The organism is Candidatus Spongiisocius sp. (genome assembly GCF_965221825.1).
Lineage (GTDB): Bacteria > Actinomycetota > Acidimicrobiia > Spongiisociales > Spongiisociaceae > Spongiisocius.
Map to the genome: position 1 here is coordinate 2507513 of NZ_OZ244917.1, position 14780 is coordinate 2522292.

The 14780-nt window shown below is 67.3% G+C and carries 12 protein-coding genes and 1 pseudogene; 1 reads left to right on the plus strand and 12 read right to left on the minus strand.

The genetic code is table 11. The annotated features are described in order from the left end of the window. Positions 1-22: 22 nt before the first annotated feature. The 3 genes from ACOQPD_RS11740 to ACOQPD_RS11750 are packed head-to-tail and all read right to left on the minus strand — an operon-like array spanning position 23 to position 2940. Positions 23-1249 (minus strand): Tm-1-like ATP-binding domain-containing protein, encoded by a 1227-nt coding sequence (locus tag ACOQPD_RS11740; protein WP_420612139.1) that lies wholly within the window; start codon positions 1247-1249, stop codon positions 23-25. Between the two features lie 46 nt (positions 1250-1295). Next, the gene (locus ACOQPD_RS11745; RefSeq protein ID WP_420612140.1) at positions 1296-2126 is read right to left on the minus strand and encodes a phosphoenolpyruvate hydrolase family protein; all 831 of its coding nucleotides are present in this window, start codon (positions 2124-2126) and stop codon (positions 1296-1298) included. 19 nt (positions 2127-2145) lie between these two features. Then, positions 2146-2940 (minus strand): SDR family NAD(P)-dependent oxidoreductase, encoded by a 795-nt coding sequence (locus ACOQPD_RS11750; protein WP_420612141.1) that lies wholly within the window; start codon positions 2938-2940, stop codon positions 2146-2148. 401 nt (positions 2941-3341) lie between these two features. Here ACOQPD_RS11750 and ACOQPD_RS11755 point away from each other — a divergent pair, with 401 nt between their 5' ends. Next, positions 3342-3596 carry an HPr family phosphocarrier protein gene (locus tag ACOQPD_RS11755; RefSeq protein ID WP_420612142.1) on the plus strand — a complete coding sequence of 85 codons (255 nt, stop codon included), beginning with the start codon at positions 3342-3344 and terminating at the stop codon, positions 3594-3596. 36 nt (positions 3597-3632) lie between these two features. Here the strand turns inward: ACOQPD_RS11755 and ptsP are convergent, their stop codons facing one another. The 9 genes and pseudogenes from ptsP to ACOQPD_RS11800 form a co-directional block, all read right to left on the minus strand. Beyond that, positions 3633-5327: a phosphoenolpyruvate--protein phosphotransferase gene (ptsP, locus tag ACOQPD_RS11760; protein WP_420612143.1), complete on the minus strand. Its 1695-nt coding sequence runs from the start codon at positions 5325-5327 to the stop codon at positions 3633-3635. A gap of 36 nt (positions 5328-5363) precedes the next feature. Further along, positions 5364-6161 carry an inositol monophosphatase family protein gene (locus tag ACOQPD_RS11765; RefSeq protein WP_420612144.1) on the minus strand — a complete coding sequence of 266 codons (798 nt, stop codon included), beginning with the start codon at positions 6159-6161 and terminating at the stop codon, positions 5364-5366. Positions 6162-6174: 13 nt separating this feature from the next. Continuing rightward, positions 6175-6510 (minus strand): hypothetical protein, encoded by a 336-nt coding sequence (locus ACOQPD_RS11770; protein WP_420612146.1) that lies wholly within the window; start codon positions 6508-6510, stop codon positions 6175-6177. A gap of 380 nt (positions 6511-6890) precedes the next feature. Next, on the minus strand, positions 6891-8006 hold the full coding sequence (locus ACOQPD_RS11775; protein ID WP_420612147.1) for a mannitol-1-phosphate 5-dehydrogenase: 1116 nt from the start codon (positions 8004-8006) through the stop codon (positions 6891-6893). Then, positions 8003-8443 (minus strand): PTS sugar transporter subunit IIA, encoded by a 441-nt coding sequence (locus tag ACOQPD_RS11780; RefSeq protein WP_420612148.1) that lies wholly within the window; start codon positions 8441-8443, stop codon positions 8003-8005. Before ACOQPD_RS11780 ends, ACOQPD_RS11775 begins: the two co-directional genes overlap by 4 nt. A gap of 19 nt (positions 8444-8462) precedes the next feature. Beyond that, positions 8463-9958 (minus strand): annotated as a pseudogene (locus ACOQPD_RS11785) (PTS transporter subunit EIIC). Positions 9959-10083: 125 nt separating this feature from the next. Further along, the gene (locus tag ACOQPD_RS11790) at positions 10084-10740 is read right to left on the minus strand and encodes a hypothetical protein (protein ID WP_420612149.1); all 657 of its coding nucleotides are present in this window, start codon (positions 10738-10740) and stop codon (positions 10084-10086) included. An 86-nt stretch (positions 10741-10826) separates the two neighbouring features. Further along, positions 10827-12551 carry a hydantoinase B/oxoprolinase family protein gene (locus ACOQPD_RS11795; protein ID WP_420612150.1) on the minus strand — a complete coding sequence of 575 codons (1725 nt, stop codon included), beginning with the start codon at positions 12549-12551 and terminating at the stop codon, positions 10827-10829. Positions 12552-12716: 165 nt separating this feature from the next. Beyond that, the gene (locus ACOQPD_RS11800; RefSeq protein WP_420612151.1) at positions 12717-14774 is read right to left on the minus strand and encodes a hydantoinase/oxoprolinase family protein; all 2058 of its coding nucleotides are present in this window, start codon (positions 14772-14774) and stop codon (positions 12717-12719) included. Between the last annotated feature and the right edge of the window lie 6 nt (positions 14775-14780).

Consider the following 14780-nt stretch of genomic DNA (forward strand, 5'->3'; position numbering starts at 1 on the left):
GAGCAACCCTCCTCGGGCTCGACTACCCGGCGGTCGGGCATCGAGCCGGTACCGGATCGACCGCGGCAACCAGCGCCTCGGCGAACTCCCGGTCGTTGATGTGGTGGTCCATCCTCACCAACGATACGGGGGAGCCGGGCGGGAGCCCCGACTCGACACCCTCGGCGAAGGCCTCCACGCATCCGGGGTCGTGGAAGGGGCCTCCCTCGACATCGAGCTGCGAGACGCCCTTCATCGGCACCAGGACCGAGGTGGCCGCTCCAGGGATCCCGAGGCGTTCCGCCACCGTCCGGCCCAGCCGGTAGTTCTCCTCGGGGGTGGTGCGGACGAGGGTGACCAGGTCGTTGTGCGCCACGTGGGGGCGGTTCCGGAAGCGCTCCGGCAGGTCTGCCAGGGGGCCCAGGCAGATCATGTCGATCGCTCCCGGAGCCATGGCCTGCGGGACGCCGGAGCGGGATGCGGCGGTGAGACGGTCGGACCCTGCCGGCCACAGACCCCCGAACAGCTCGTCGGTCACCTCGCTGATGGTCACGTCGATGGCCGACGAGACCAGGCCCTGGCTCACGAACGACTCGAAGGACCGGCCACCGGTGCCGTTGGCGTGGAACACCAGGGGCTCGAGGCCGCGATCCGCCAGGAACTCGCGGCAGTGGGCCACGCAGGGGTTGGTGACACCGTACATGGTCAGCGCGACCGAGTTCTCAGGCGCGCCTACCGGGTGGGCTCCGCCCGCCCGCAGGAGCGCCGCCGCCACATGGGCAAGCCGGCCGATCATGCTCCGCAGAATCCGGTTGTCCCCCTCGATGTCGAGGACGGGGTAGAGCATGGTCACGTCGGCACCCTGGACCAGCGCCCTGGTCTCGCCGGCCACCGAGGTCGCCATCAGGACCTTCGGGATGCCGATGGGGACGACGGGCGCCAGTGCGGAGAACGCCGCGGCCGCGTTGGAGCCGCCCATGCAGACCAGCGCTCCCACCTCACGCCGATCCACCAACTGCCGGAGGATGCGGGCCGCACCCCGGGTCATGGCCGATACCGCTCCCGCCCTGCCCAGCGGAGGGAGCTCTTCGAGGGCGTGTCCGGCCGCTTCCGCCACGGCCTCGGCGGGATGGTCGCAGCCGTGGTCGCCGCCGAAGACGCCGGTGTCGATGGTGATGGGAGGGGCGTCGAGGCTACGAAGCTCCTCCACCAGCAGTTCGAGCGGCTCGGCCTTGGTGTCGAACGTACCCGCTAGGACGATTCTGCTCATAGCCGGCTGTCCACGTTCGGCACTCCTCGGGCAGGCCCGGGCGGGCTCAGATGGTCACGCTCTTGAAGGAGCGGACGGTGGTTTCGATGGCCACCTCGGTCGGCAGGCGCTCCATCGTGGAGGCGCCCACGAACCCGTAGCAGCCCGACCCGCGCATCACCGTAGCGACTTCTTCGGGACCCTCCAGCGGCCCTCCGTGCAGCACCACGATGATGTCGGGATTGATCGCCTCGGAGATCTCCCTGGTCTCGATGGCCTGGCTGATGCAGGTATCGAGGGACATCGTGAAGGAGTCGGTGGCGCCGATACTGCCGCCGGTGGTGAGGCCGAGGTGGGCGACCATCACGTCCACTCCCGCCTCGGCGAAAGCGGCCGCCTCGTGAGCCTCGTAGCAGTAGGACATGGTGAAGATGCCGAGTTCCGAAGCCGTACGCAGCATCTCGACCTCCCGGTTCAGGCCGAAACCGGTGGCCTCCAGGCTCTCCCTCCAGCGCCCGTCCGTGTAGCCGATAGACGGGAAGTTGATCACTCCGGAGAAGCCCATCGCCTCGAGCCCGACCAGGAACCGGTCCATGACCCGGGTGGGGTCGGTGCCGTTCACCCCTGCGATCACGGGCGTGTCCTTGACCACGGGCAGAACCTCCCGCTCCCCCATCTCCACGACGATGGCGTTGGCGTCCCCGATCGGCAGCAGGCCGGCGTTGGACCCGTGACCGGCCATCCGGTACTTGCCGGAGTTGTAGATGAGGATGAGGTCGGCGCCACCGGCCTCGGCGAACTTGGCGGATATTCCCGTACCGGCGCCGGCCCCGATGATCGGACTCCCGCTCGCCAGGCTCTCCCGGAGCCGCCCCAAGACCTGATCCCTCGTGAACATCCGGTTCCGCTCCTCTCGTTCAGTCGACCATCAGCAGGCCGCCGTTGACGTGGATGGTCTGGCCGGTGACGTATGCCCCGGCATCCGACGCCAGGAAGATGGCGGGTCCCACCAGATCCTCGGCCACTTCCATCCGGCCCAGCGGGATGTATTTCTCGTACTCGAACAGGTAGTCGCGGTGGTGGGCGTGCATGGGTGTGTCGACCGCGCCGGGAGCGATCGCGTTGACCCGGACGCCGTGCGGCGCCACGTCCTGGGCCGCCGCCCTGCTCAACGACTGCAGGGCCGCCTTGGCCGAGCAGTAGTCGACCCCGCCTCCGTCCTGGTTGAACACTGAGGCCCGAGACGACCAGGAGCTACCGATGTTGATGACGCTGCCCCGCCCGGCGCTAACCATTTCCCGGAGCACCGCCCGCATGATCCGCATGGGCGCCCGCAGGTTGACCCCGTACATCCGGTCCCACTCCTCGTCGGTGATCCCGATGATGTCGGCGTACCCCATGATCCCGGCGTTGTTGACCAGCACGTCGATCCGCCCGCTCAGGTTCTTGGCAGCGGCGACGATCCGTTCGGGGGTGTCGGGTGCGGTGACATCGGCCACCACCGTCGCCACCTCGTGACCGATCTCTCCGATCTCCGCCGCGGTCGCCTCCAGCACGGCGCCGTTGAGGTCCACCAGCACCAGATCGCTGCCGGCATGGGCTAAGCCGGTGGCCAGCGCCTTGCCGATACCCTGGCCGGCTCCGGTGACGATGCTGCAATAGCCGCTCAGGTCGAACAGGTTCCTGGAGATGTCGGGAAACGGGAGGCTCAAACTTCGCGACCCTTCGTCACGCCGATAGGGGATGCGGCGATATCCTAGTGTGCCCGGCCCCAGGTTCTTCGTGCTTGGTGCCCTCGTGGCGGCTGCCGGCCGGTTGGAAGCCCTTGACTCTCGACACCGGCCATCCGACAAGGGGGTTGAACGTGTCACAGCGTCGTTGTATGTTGTTAGATAACTGTAATCACCGGCGGTCCATCTGCGACGTCGACCCGGACCGTGTGAGGGATCAAATCGTTCGAGGCAGCCCCATCCCGGGGTGGGCGGGACGCGCCTCGAACCAAGGTGGTGGCGGTGGGGGTGGGCCCTTCGGGCGTCGCCCGCTCGCCGCGATTTTCGCGTTCTTCCCCGTCCGGATTGCTAGGCTTCGTGGCCCGTCGAGATCGGATTGCAGGATGAAGGAAGAGATCACCATCACCAACCCGGCGGGTCTCCACGCCCGCCCGGCCGCCGAATTCGTCAAGCGGGCGAAGGCGTCGCCCTCGAACATATCTGTTACCGCCAACGACAAGACCGTCAACGCCAAGAGCATGCTCGGGATCCTCAAGCTGGGTGCCACGCTGGGCACCACGGTCGCGATCGAGGTGGACGGGGACGACGCCGACGAAGTGCTGGCCGACTTCAGGGAACTGCTGTCGGAAGAGGGCTGAGCGACCGGCTGGAGTCCTGCCCGGGCAGGAGCGAGTTCACACCCCTTCGAGTATCCGTCTCACCTCGGCGGCGTCGGCCGCCCGCAGGCATTGGGCGGCCAGTTCCCGGCACTCATCGAGCCGTAGGGCGCGGACGCGCTCCTTGATGGTGGGCACTGACGGGATGGCCACCGAGAGTTCCGTGACGCCCAGGCCGATCAGGATCGGGGTGGCCACGGGGTCCCCGGCCATCTCCCCACACACGCCTACCCAGCGGCCGTGGGCGGCGGCTGCGGAGGCGGTCTCGCCGATAAGCCGCAGCACGGCGGGGTCCAGATGGTCGGCCCGATCGGCCACCTCCCGGTTGGTCCGGTCCACCGCAAGCGTGTACTGGGTTAGGTCGTTGGTGCCGATGGAGAAGAAGTCGATATGGGGGGCCAGGCGGGAGGCGATCAGAGCGGCGGACGGTATCTCGATCATGATCCCGACCTGGTAGTCCTCGGCGAAGGGCAGGCCGTCCGAGACCAGCGACCGCTCCGCTTCGACCAGCGCCGACCGGAAGGCCATGAGGTCGGCCATGCCCGACACCATGGGCGCCATGATCGCCAGGCGTCCCCCGGTTCCCGCCCGCAGCAGCGCCCGTAACTGGTCGCGCATCATGTCGGGGCGGGCCAGCGTGAGCCGGATGCCGCGGAGGCCCAGGAACGGGTTGAGTTCCTCGCCGATCTCGATCCCGGGGACCTGCTTGTCCCCTCCCACATCGAGGGTGCGAACCACCACGAGATGGTCGCCGAGGGCGGAGAGCACCGTGCGGTAGGCCTCGTACTGCTCCTCCTCGGAGATCGGGCGGGTGCGGTCGAGGAACAGGAACTCGGTGCGGAACAGGCCCACCCCCTCGGCGCCGACTTCCGCGGCCCGCGCGGCGTCCGTGTCCGAGCCGATGTTGGCCGCCACCTCGATCCGGGTCCCGTCCGTGGTCAGGGCCGGTTGCTGCGACCGGTCGGCGGCGCTCGCCCTCGCTCTCTCCTGTTCCTCCCGGCGTTCCCGGAGCGTCCGGATCACGCTCTCGGTGGGATCCACGTAGACCTGGCCGGTCTCACCGTCGAGGGCGATCATGGCTCCGGGTTCGAGGGCCGGCAGGTCGACTCCCACCACCGCCGGAAGACCCATGCCCCTGGCGAAGACCGCGATGTGGGAGGTAGCGCTCCCTTCCTCCGTGCAAAGGCCGAGGGCCATCCCCGGAGGGATGGTGGCTGTCTCGGAGGGGAAGAAGTCCCGTGACACCAGCACCGACGGGGCTTCCAAGCCGTCCCAGGTCTCGAGGGGTAGCCCCAGCACGGACCTGAGCAGCTGCGTGCCGACGTCGCGAACGTCGGCGCCGCGGGCGGCGAGGTATTCGTCATCGAGCGACTCCAGCATGGTCGCCGACTCCTCGGTCACCTCGGACACGGCCGCCTCGGCGCACACGGACTCCGATTCGATACGGTCGCGGATCTCCCCGGTGAACTCGGGATCCTCCAACAACAGGAGGTGAGCCCCGATGACCTCCGCCTCGTCCGAACCCTCTCCGTGGGCCGCCGCCAGGTCGGACAGCCTGGTCCGTACGGAGTCCTCGGCACGGATGAGCCGTTCCACTTCGGCTGCGGGATCTTCCACCCGGCGGCGCGTGATGTCGGGCAGCTGCGAGACGTGGAGGTGGGCGGGACCGATGGCAATGCCTGGCGAGGCGCCGATCCCGGTGCGCTCGATCACGGCGACGGTTCCAGGGTTCTCACTTCCATACAGGTCTCACGGTAGCCGTTCGGATGGGTTCGGCTCGCCCAGAGTGTGCAGAAACTGCTGGTGGATACGTCCGTTGCTGGCGACCACGAACCCCCCGGAGGGACCGACCGACCGGCCGGACCGGTCGCTCACCGTCCCGCCGGCCTCCGTCACGAGGAGCGTGCCCGCTCCCATGTCCCAGGGCGCCAGGTCCTCCTCCCAGTATCCGTCCATCCGTCCGCTCGCCACCATGCACATGTCGAGGGAGGCAGCACCCAGGCGCCTGACGCCCTGGACCGTGCCCAGGACCCGGCGGAAGCGGGTGTCGCAGATCTCGATCCGTTCCCGGCGCCCGTAGGGGAAACCGGTGACGATCAAGGCCTGGCCGAAGTCCTCCAGGGGGCTCACCGCGATGGGAGTTCCGTTGATGTGGGCGCCGCCTCCGGCCACCGCCGTGTACTCGTCTCCGGTGGTCACGTCCACCACCACCCCGACTGACGGGGCGTTGTCGATCCAGAGCGCCACCGAAACGCTGATCCAAGGGAAGCCGTGGACGAAGTTGGTGGTGCCGTCCAGGGGATCGACCAACCACACCCGTCCTTCCTCGGGCAACAGCCCGCCCCGTTCCTCGCCCACGACCGGATCTCGGGGACGGCGCCGGGAGATCACGTCGAGGATGGCCGTTTCCGAGCGGTGATCCACCTCGGTGACAGGGTCGGCGTCAGCCTTGAATCGAACCTCCACCTGCCGGTCCAGGCCGGATGCCACCTCCGCCGCCCCGGCGTGGGCCGCCTCCAGGGCTACGGGCAGATCGGCCGCGGGCACGATCCGAAGAGAGCTAGCGGCGCGGGAGGTCGGCGGCCTTCAGGAGGGCGCCGTTGTGGTCAAGGATGCCGATCTTGGTGCCGATGGTGGCCGGATTGGCAGCGAAGAGATCGCCGCGGTTGATCACCAGGAACCTGTAGCCGTGGACGGACCGCAGCCGCTTGACGGTCTTCTTGATCTGTTTGCGGTCGGCGGCGATCCCCAAGGCGCCCTTGGAACAGATCAGGTCGGCCTGGCCGGACGGATCCGGCTCCGCGGCGAACTTGGCAACCATCGCCTCGCTCAACTGTTCGTGGGTCATGGCCATTTCATCCTCGCCGGTCGCGCAACGATCAATATAGACCGCCATCCCGGCTTCCTGGATCGCGGTTCGGTTCGTCTTCGTTGACCTCGGCCGGCCACATGGCCCGTCCCAGCCGATCCTCCACCGAAAAGAGCGCCGGCACGGAGGGGACATATCACATCTCTTGTTTATGTCACATCACGGTTTTATGGTGTTGTACAACCAAAAGCACCTGCGGTTCGAGCCAGACGTCGGCCCGGACCGCCGAGGGAACATGAATTGTCGAGACGGCCCCCGGCCGCTAGGAGGACGCGCTCGACTCCAAGGTGGCGGCGGAGGGGGAGGGCCCGCCGGGGGCGGTGGGTGTCGCCGGGCAGCGATTTTCGCGTTCTTCTGCGGGGGCCTCGGGGTCCGTCCCGGGGTCAGGCTCCGGATCGACCGGCGGGTTATCCGTCGATTCGCTGCTCGAGCATCCTCAGGAGGGGACCGTCCGCAGGGTCGAGGCCGACGACGGATTGCCACCCGCCACCGGCAAGGGCATCGAGCAGCTTGTCGATCCCGGGCACGCCGGGGTCGTCCAGCGAGAGTCCGGCGACGATGGCGTCGCACAGAGCTCCGGTGGGGAGACCCATCCGCGCCGCCTCTCGCGCCGGGCCAACCAGCCGCTCGTCCGGTCCCAGCTTCAGGAGCGGGTTGCGCGCCACGCGGCGGACCGGGTCGGTGAGGGCGCCGCCTGCGAACCTCTCCAGGTTGGATCGCCCATACCCGGACAACTCCGCGTCGCTGCGGTGGCCGAACTCGGTCGCCAGCACCCCGGCCATGGTCCCGACCATCTCGTCGAGGCGGGTCCGGATCGTAGGGTCGGAGACGGCCTCGGCGATGGAGTCGTGCCCGACTGCCAGGCCCAGGAAGGCCGCCCCGGCATGCAGCCCGTTGACCAGCCAGAGCTTTTTCTTGCGGTGGAGCACCAGGTCGGGTACCAGTTCGAAGCCTTCGACCCCGGGCGGTTCCCCGACCCAAGCCTCCTCGGCGATCTTGAAGTCGAACGCCGACTCCACCTCTACGGTCAGCCCCTCGCCGGTCGAGCCGGGCACCAGCCGGTCCACCATGGTCTCCGGGAAGCCCACTCCGGGAGGGACGGCACTCGATGCGCCCGATATGTGGTCCCGTAGCAGTGCGGTGTTGGGGTCGGAGTTCTCGCAGGCCAGGACGTTGCCGACCCTGCTGCCGTCCTTGCGCAGCGCGGCCGCGATCACGGGAGCGACCTTGCCGAGCGCTCCGGAGCCCACCGCGGTGCACACCAGATCGGCCGAAGCGGTGGCGCGCACAGCCCGATCCGTGTCGGTCCCGCTGACCGCGCTCACCCGGCCGATCGTCTCCGTGGAGCGGCCCCCGTGACCCACCTCCACGACCCGGTACGAGCCCTCACGGTTCAGGAGATCGACCAGTTCCTGGGAGATGTCGACGAAGACCACTTCCCACCCGGCGCGCCCGAACAGCCATCCGATCAGGCCGCGCCCGATGTTGCCGGCGCCGAATACCGTGACCCGCCGGCCGGTCATCCTTCGGGAGCGGCCAGGGTCTCCCGGACGAAGGCTTCGTCGGTGGTGACCGCCAGCCGTTCGCAGAGCTCCTCGTCGTCAAGAACCTCGGCGAGGTGCGACATGACGGCCAGGTGCTCGTCTCCCACCGCTGCCAGCCCGAACACGAGGTAGGCGACATCGTCCTCGTCGCCCCACGGCACTCCGTCGGGGTACTGGGCAAGAACGAGGGCGGTTCGTTTGATGAGACCCCGGTCCTCGTAGGTGCAGTGGGGGAGCGCGATCCCGTTGCCCAGGTAGGTCGATATCACGCCTTCGCGGGCCAGCATCGACTCCCCGTACCCGGCCTCCACGGAGCCCAGGTCGAACAACATCCCGGACACCTGCTCGATTGCTTCTTCACGGGTGCCTTCCCGCCTGCCCAGGGTGATTGCCTCGACCGAGGCTACCGACTCCATGCCAACCTCCTGTCCGCTCTCATACCCCTTCGACATCCGTACCGGCGGAGAGGTCTGCGACCAGTTTGACCAGGGCCGGGTCGTTCAGGAATGAACGGAACGCGACCACAGCCGCCGAGGGTGCGACCTGCTTGACACGAGAGGCCAGGCCGGCGTGGGTGACCACGACATCCGCGCCGGATGGGATGTCGTGGACCGGCGAGTGGGAGACCTTGATATCGAGCTTGGCCTTCTTGATCTTCTTCTTGAGGAAGTTCGTGACCATGAGGCTCGAACCCATGCCCGCCTCGCATGCCAGGACGATCCAGCGGACATCCGCGGCCGCTTTCGTAACTGAACTCATGTTGATGATCCTTCGGGTAGGAGAAGGGAAGAGCCTCCCGGGGGAGGCTCTTCCAACTCTAGGTGTTCGGCTGTTCAGGCGCCGGTGGGAATACCGGGCATCGTGCCGATCATGTCCTCGGTTCCCTCTCGCTCCTTGACCGGGGATATCCGCAGCAGGAGCGTGCCCACCACGAAGGCTGCGGCCGCCGCGGCCGCCACCCCTAGGAGGACGCCGAAGTGCTGTCCTCTCGGTATCACCGCCAGGTAGGCGAAGATCGAACCGGGCGAAGGCGTTGCGGTCAACCCCGCGTCGAATATCACGAAGATGATGTCGGCGAGGATGCCTCCGGCCCACACGGACAGGATCATGATCGGGTGCATGAGGATGTACGGGAAGTAGACCTCATGGATACCACCGAAGAAGTGGATCACGATGGCGCCGGGCGCTGACAGCTTGGCCAGTCCCTTACCGGCGAACCAGTAGGCCAGTAGCAGTCCCAGGCCGGGTCCGGGGTTCGTCTCAAGGAGGAAATAGATCGAGCGCCCGGTTTCCGCCGTATCGGCGACACCGAGCGGGCCTAGGACCCCGTGATTGATGGCGTTGTTCAGGAACAACACCTTCCCGACTTCTATGGGTATGTCCGCCAGCGGTAGCAATCCGGCGTCCGTGACCCACTCGACCAGGTTCCCGAAGACGGTTGCGACAAAGGCCATGATCGGACCGATGATCAACTTGCCGAGGATGGCCAGGATGAAGCCCAGGATTCCGGCTGAGAAGTTGTTGTAGAGCATCTCGAACCCGACCGGGACCTTGTCCTGGAAGGACTCGTCTATCTTCATGATGATCCAGGCGGCCAGGGGTCCGACCAGCATGGCGCCGAGGAACTGGGGCGGGTCGCCGGTGGCGCCGCTTGCCAGTTCGAAGTCTGCTCCGATGACGATTCCCATCGTGGCGATGGCGCCCATCACGCCTCCCCGATGGCCATATACCATCTTGCCGCCTGTGAACCCGATCAGTACGGGCAGCAGGTAGACAATGATGGGACCTACCAGTTCGGAAAGACTCTCATTGGGTGTCCATCCGGTGGGAATGAAAAAGGCGGTGATCAGTCCCCACGCGAGAATCGCGCCTATGTTGGGGATGACCATGCCCGCCATGAAACCACCGAATTTCTGTAGCTGAGTAAGCATCCGGCCTCCTCGGATTTAGCTGGCTACTCCGGCCATCCTAGAGAGCGGTCATACGGCTGACAAACGTTATCTGCACCGGATGACTAGTTGGGATGGTGAGGGCTATCCCCATACCGGCCCCGGTGTCACGAGTGAGCGAGTTCCCGGTACGCGGCGGCCAGGGAGGTGAAGCTGATGGCCAGGGCCGGCGTACCGAGGACCCACAGCGCAATGATCCCGGCCGGTCCCGGGCCCCATGCGGCGAGGGCGGCCATCCCGGGAGTGAACAGCGCGGCGCAAACGAAAACCACTCCCAGGAGCCGGATACGGTTGCCGCTCGTCAATTGGGAACTTCGCGCCAGGGCCTGGAACCCGCTCGCCCTTCGTTCCACTATCAGGAACGGGTAGAGGCTGTAGATCATCAGCACCATGATGCCCGGCACGATGAAGAACAGGGTTCCCACCGCCACGGTCAGGAAGAAAACCGCTGAGGACCTCACGAAGCCGTCGCGCACCCACCAGTCCTCCTGCGGCGGCTTCCTCCGGTTGCCTGGCGAAACGGTGGCCAGGGCGGTGCGGGAGATGGGCCAGGCAGCGTAACCGGCCACCACCAGCGCCAGGATCCAGAGGGCCAGGTTCGTCCAGTAGCTGTCGATGGCCAGCTGGACCACGAGCACCCCGGCGGGCACGGCCATCAGGACGGCCGCGCGTACCGTCAGGGCGCCCGCGCCGGCGCGGAATCCGGCGAGACCTCTTGTAAGCACCTTTCCGACGGGCAGCGGGGGAATGTTGGACGGGCGCACGGTTTCCTATCGAGGTGGGGTGACGGACCAGGCTAGCCGCAGCCGGGTAGCGGTCGGCGTAGAGAGGCGTGGAGAGATGTCCGGACTCAGGACGGCGGGCGTGCCGAACGCTTCCCGACCGGTGTGGCGGTCCCGTCTGCCTCCACCTTGACTCCGTAGACCTCTTCGGCCTGCTCTGCCGAGACGTAGCCGTCGAGGACGTCCTCGCGCACCAGCTCCATGGGGCGATCCAGAGGGTCCCCCCAACCCCCGCCACCGGCGGAGAGGTTGCGGAACCGTTCCCCCGGTTGCATGGTGAACCGTTCCATCCGGGCCCGGTGGGCCCTCTCCGTGTCCGGCCACACGATCATGGCGTTGGTTTCCGGCTCGTGCCCGCCCTTGAGCGCCCAAGGCTTGGTCTTGGTCTTCTTCTTCATTGACAGCATTTCTCCGGTGGCCAGGAACTTCACCTCGCGACAGATGCCCAGGCCTCCCCGCCACTTTCCTGCGCCGGCCGAATCCTGGCGGAGTTCGAGGCGCTCGTGGAAGATCGGAGACTTGTGTTCCAGGACCTCCATCGAGGTGTTCCGGACCGCCGTAGTGGAGGGATGCTGCAGGGCGGTCGCCCCGTCGTGGTGCGGCGTGGCGCCCCAGCCGATTCCCTCGTTGTTGCTGACCGCGTACATCTCCCCGGTCTCCGGATGGGTGCCCACCGCCATGAATCCCGGCTCGTCGGAGCCGGAGGAGGCGTTGATCTGGTCCATCCCCTGCGCCAGAGCCTTGTTGATCAACTCGAAGGCCGCCATCCCCGTCCACAGCGTGAAGGTCGCCGCCGGGTAGACGGCATGGAAGAGGTTCCCGGGCGGGCACTCGACGGTGAGCGGCTCGAAGTGGCCGTGGTTGGCGGGAGTGTCGGGGGTGGTGAGCGACTTGAAGACCGACTTGGCCAGGCTGCTGGTCTTCCCGAACGGCATGTTGACCGGCCCCGGCACGGAGTCATCAGAGTCGCCGTAGTCGACGATGAAGCGCTCTCCATCGATGGTGACCGTCACCGCCATCCTGATCAGGTCATGGGAGATGCCGTCGTCGTCCAGCCAGTCATGGGCCGACCACCGCCCGTCGGGCATGGCCCGCACCGCCTCAGCCGCTGTCTGCGCGCCGTGCTCGATGATCCGGTCGATCGCCGCGTCGACGTTGGCCGGGCCGAACTTCTCCCAGATCTGGTGCAGGCGCCGCTCCCCCACCCGCAAGGCGGAGATCTGGGCGTGGAAGTCCCCGATGATGGTCTCGGGCATCCGGGAGTTGTATCGCAGGATGGCCATGATCTGCTGATCTATCTTCCCCCGGCGGATCAGCTTCACACCGGGCATTATCAGGCCCTCCTGGTGCATCGACGTGGAGTCCAGCACGTAGCCGGGATCCTTGGCGCCCAGGTCCATCCAGTGGGCCCGCACCGCCAGGTAGGCGTCGGGAAGCTCGCTCCCCTCGCAGAAGACCGGGGCGAACAGCATGGCGTCGGAGACATGGGCCCCGCTCCAGTAGGGATAGTTGATCATCACCACGTCGCCGGGGTGTAGGTTCTCGACCCCCACTTTCTCCACGCCCTTGTGGATGGCGTAGTCGTTGGCGCCGAGGAAGGTGAGGATCCCCGTCGACTCCGAGATCAACCGGCGGTGGCGGTCGTACATGGAGATGCCGAAGTCGAGCACTTCGTAGATAACCGGGTTGAAGGCGGTCCTCACCAGCGTGCGCCGCATCTGTTCGGAGGTGGAGTTTAGGTAGTGGCGGATCACCTCGACGGTGGCACCGTCCAAGGCCTGGGCGCCGCTCATCTCAACGCCCGTTCTTGCGAGCGAACCACCAGTGGTCTGTCTGTGAAACGGGGCCTTAGCATGCGCCGCCAGGGGCGTTCCTCGCAAGGCCCGTCCGACGAAGGCGTACCCGCAGCGGTACGTCGAGGAGGCGGAACGTAGCGAGGGGCGTCGATGGCAAGCATGCTAAGGCAAGTTGTTTTGCAGACAGACCACCAGGTTGCCCCAGGGATCGGGGACCGCGGTCTGGTCGCCGTGGATGATGGTCACCGAGGTCGGCTCCCGGATGATCGCCGGGCCTTCGATCTCCACGCCGGCCTCCAGCATGCTCCGCTCGTGGATGGGGAACGGGCGACGCTCCCTGGTGGCGAAGTCGAAGGCGTGGCGCTCGCTGACCCGGCTCACGACGCCGCCTGCGTCGACAGCACGGCTCGCGCCCAGAAGGGCGGACGGCTTCTCCAGACGGCCGATCGCCCTGACCCGGGCAGTGAGGATCTGGACCTCTTCCTCGAGCCGGTGACCGTAGCGCTCCACGTGCCTGCGATGGAACCGGTCGATCACCGAGTCCGTGTCGTCGGCCTCCCGCAGGTCGACCGACAGAGTGTGCTCCTGGCCGTTGTAACGCAGGTCCAGGCGTCTCAGCAGTACCCGGTTCTCCGGCGGCACGGACTGGGCGTCGAGCACCTGGTCGGCCTGGCCCTCCAGTTGCGCGAACACGCCCTCCACCTGTGCCAGGGCGGCGTCGTCCAGCATGGTCAGCACCGTCTGGCCCAAGTCGTACTCCAGGTCCGACATCAGCATCCCCCACGCGGAGAAGACCGCGGGGGCGGCAGGCACCACCACCTCGGGCAACTCCATCTCCCTGGCGAGAAGCGGCGCCAGCATCGGCCCCGCCCCGCCGAAAGCCACCAGCGAGAACTCTCGGGGATCGAGCCCCCTCTCCACGGTGATCTCCCGGATGGCGCCCACCGTGCGGGCCAGGAGCACGTCGAAGACCGAAGCGGCAGCCCGCTGGGTGGACATGCCGAGCGGCTCGGCCAGCTTCTCCGTGACACCCCGAACCGCCGCGGCCTCGTCCAGCCTCATCTGGCCGCCCAGGAACTCGTCAGCCGCCAGGTATCCGAGGCACAGGGAGGCATCGGTCACGGTCGGTTCGGTGTTGCCCCGCCCGTAGCAGATCGGTCCGGGGACCGCGCCGGCGCTATGGGGGCCGACTCTCAGCAGGCCCTTGTCCATCCAGGCGATGGAGCCGCCTCCTGCCCCGATGGTGCGGATGTCGAACACCGGGATCCGGATGGGAAGGCTCTCGATCTCGGCCTCGTAGACCTCGGTGGGGGCGCCGTCCACGATCACGCAGGCGTCGAGGCTGGTCCCGCCCACGTCGAAGGAGATGAGGGAGGAGCGGCCGGTGGCCTCTCCCAGGCTGATCGTCCCGGCGATGCCCCCCGCCGGACCGGAGAAGACGGTCAGGAGGGGCGACACCCGGGCGATCTCCGAGGTCATAGCTCCGCCGGCGGAACGCATGATCAGGAATGAACCGTCGAAACCGCCGTCGCGGAGCCGGTCCTCCAGGTCGGTGAGGTACCTGCCGAGTATGGGACGGATGTAGGCGTCGGTCACCGCGGTGGAGGTCCGCTCGTACTCGCGGTACTCCCTCACCAGGTCGACCGACACCGAGACCGACAGGTCCGGGAAGGCCTTGGTCAGAATGCTCTTGGCGGCCTCCTCGTGCTCGCTGTTGGCGTAGGAGTGGAGGAAGCAGACCGCCACCGACTCCACTCCGCGCTCCGAGAGGAGGCGGCCCGCTTCGATCACCGCGCCGTGGTCCAGTTCCTCCACCACCTTGCCGCGGTGGTCGATCCGCCCGGGTACCCCGACCGTGTGGCGGCGCTTGACGAGAAGTTCCGGCCGCCGGTAGCGGAAGTCGTACATCGAGCCCCGGGGCAGATCACCGCGGGCGATCTCGAAGATGTCCCGGAACCCGGCGTTGGTGATGATCCCGGTGACGGAGCCCTTGCGCTCCAGGATGGCGTTGAGCCCCAGGGTGGTGCCGTGGGTGTACACCGAGGCCTCCTCCAGGGAGGCGCCGGTGGCGCGGGTGGCGGTGATCACACCGTCCGCGGGGGCGGCAGGAGTCGTGGGGGACTTGCGCACCGTGATCTTCCCGCTCTGCTCGTCGTAGGCGATGGCGTCGACGAAGGTCCCGCCGATGTCCACCGCCAAGCGGTATCTGCGTTCGGTCATGCTCAA

Bases quoted from the DNA above. Each gene is read 5' to 3' on its own strand.
- ACOQPD_RS11795 (WP_420612150.1), bottom strand. From the start codon at position 12,551: ATGAGCGGCGCCCAGGCCTTGGACGGTGCCACCGTCGAGGTGATCCGC.
- ACOQPD_RS11770 (WP_420612146.1), bottom strand. From the start codon at position 6,510: ATGGCGGTCTATATTGATCGTTGCGCGACCGGCGAGGATGAAATGGCC.
- ACOQPD_RS11780 (WP_420612148.1), bottom strand. From the start codon at position 8,443: ATGGAGTCGGTAGCCTCGGTCGAGGCAATCACCCTGGGCAGGCGGGAA.
- ACOQPD_RS11775 (WP_420612147.1), bottom strand. From the start codon at position 8,006: ATGACCGGCCGGCGGGTCACGGTATTCGGCGCCGGCAACATCGGGCGC.
- ACOQPD_RS11755 (WP_420612142.1), top strand. From the start codon at position 3,342: ATGAAGGAAGAGATCACCATCACCAACCCGGCGGGTCTCCACGCCCGC.
- ACOQPD_RS11800 (WP_420612151.1), bottom strand. From the start codon at position 14,774: ATGACCGAACGCAGATACCGCTTGGCGGTGGACATCGGCGGGACCTTC.
- ACOQPD_RS11745 (WP_420612140.1), bottom strand. From the start codon at position 2,126: ATGTTCACGAGGGATCAGGTCTTGGGGCGGCTCCGGGAGAGCCTGGCG.
- ACOQPD_RS11740 (WP_420612139.1), bottom strand. From the start codon at position 1,249: ATGAGCAGAATCGTCCTAGCGGGTACGTTCGACACCAAGGCCGAGCCG.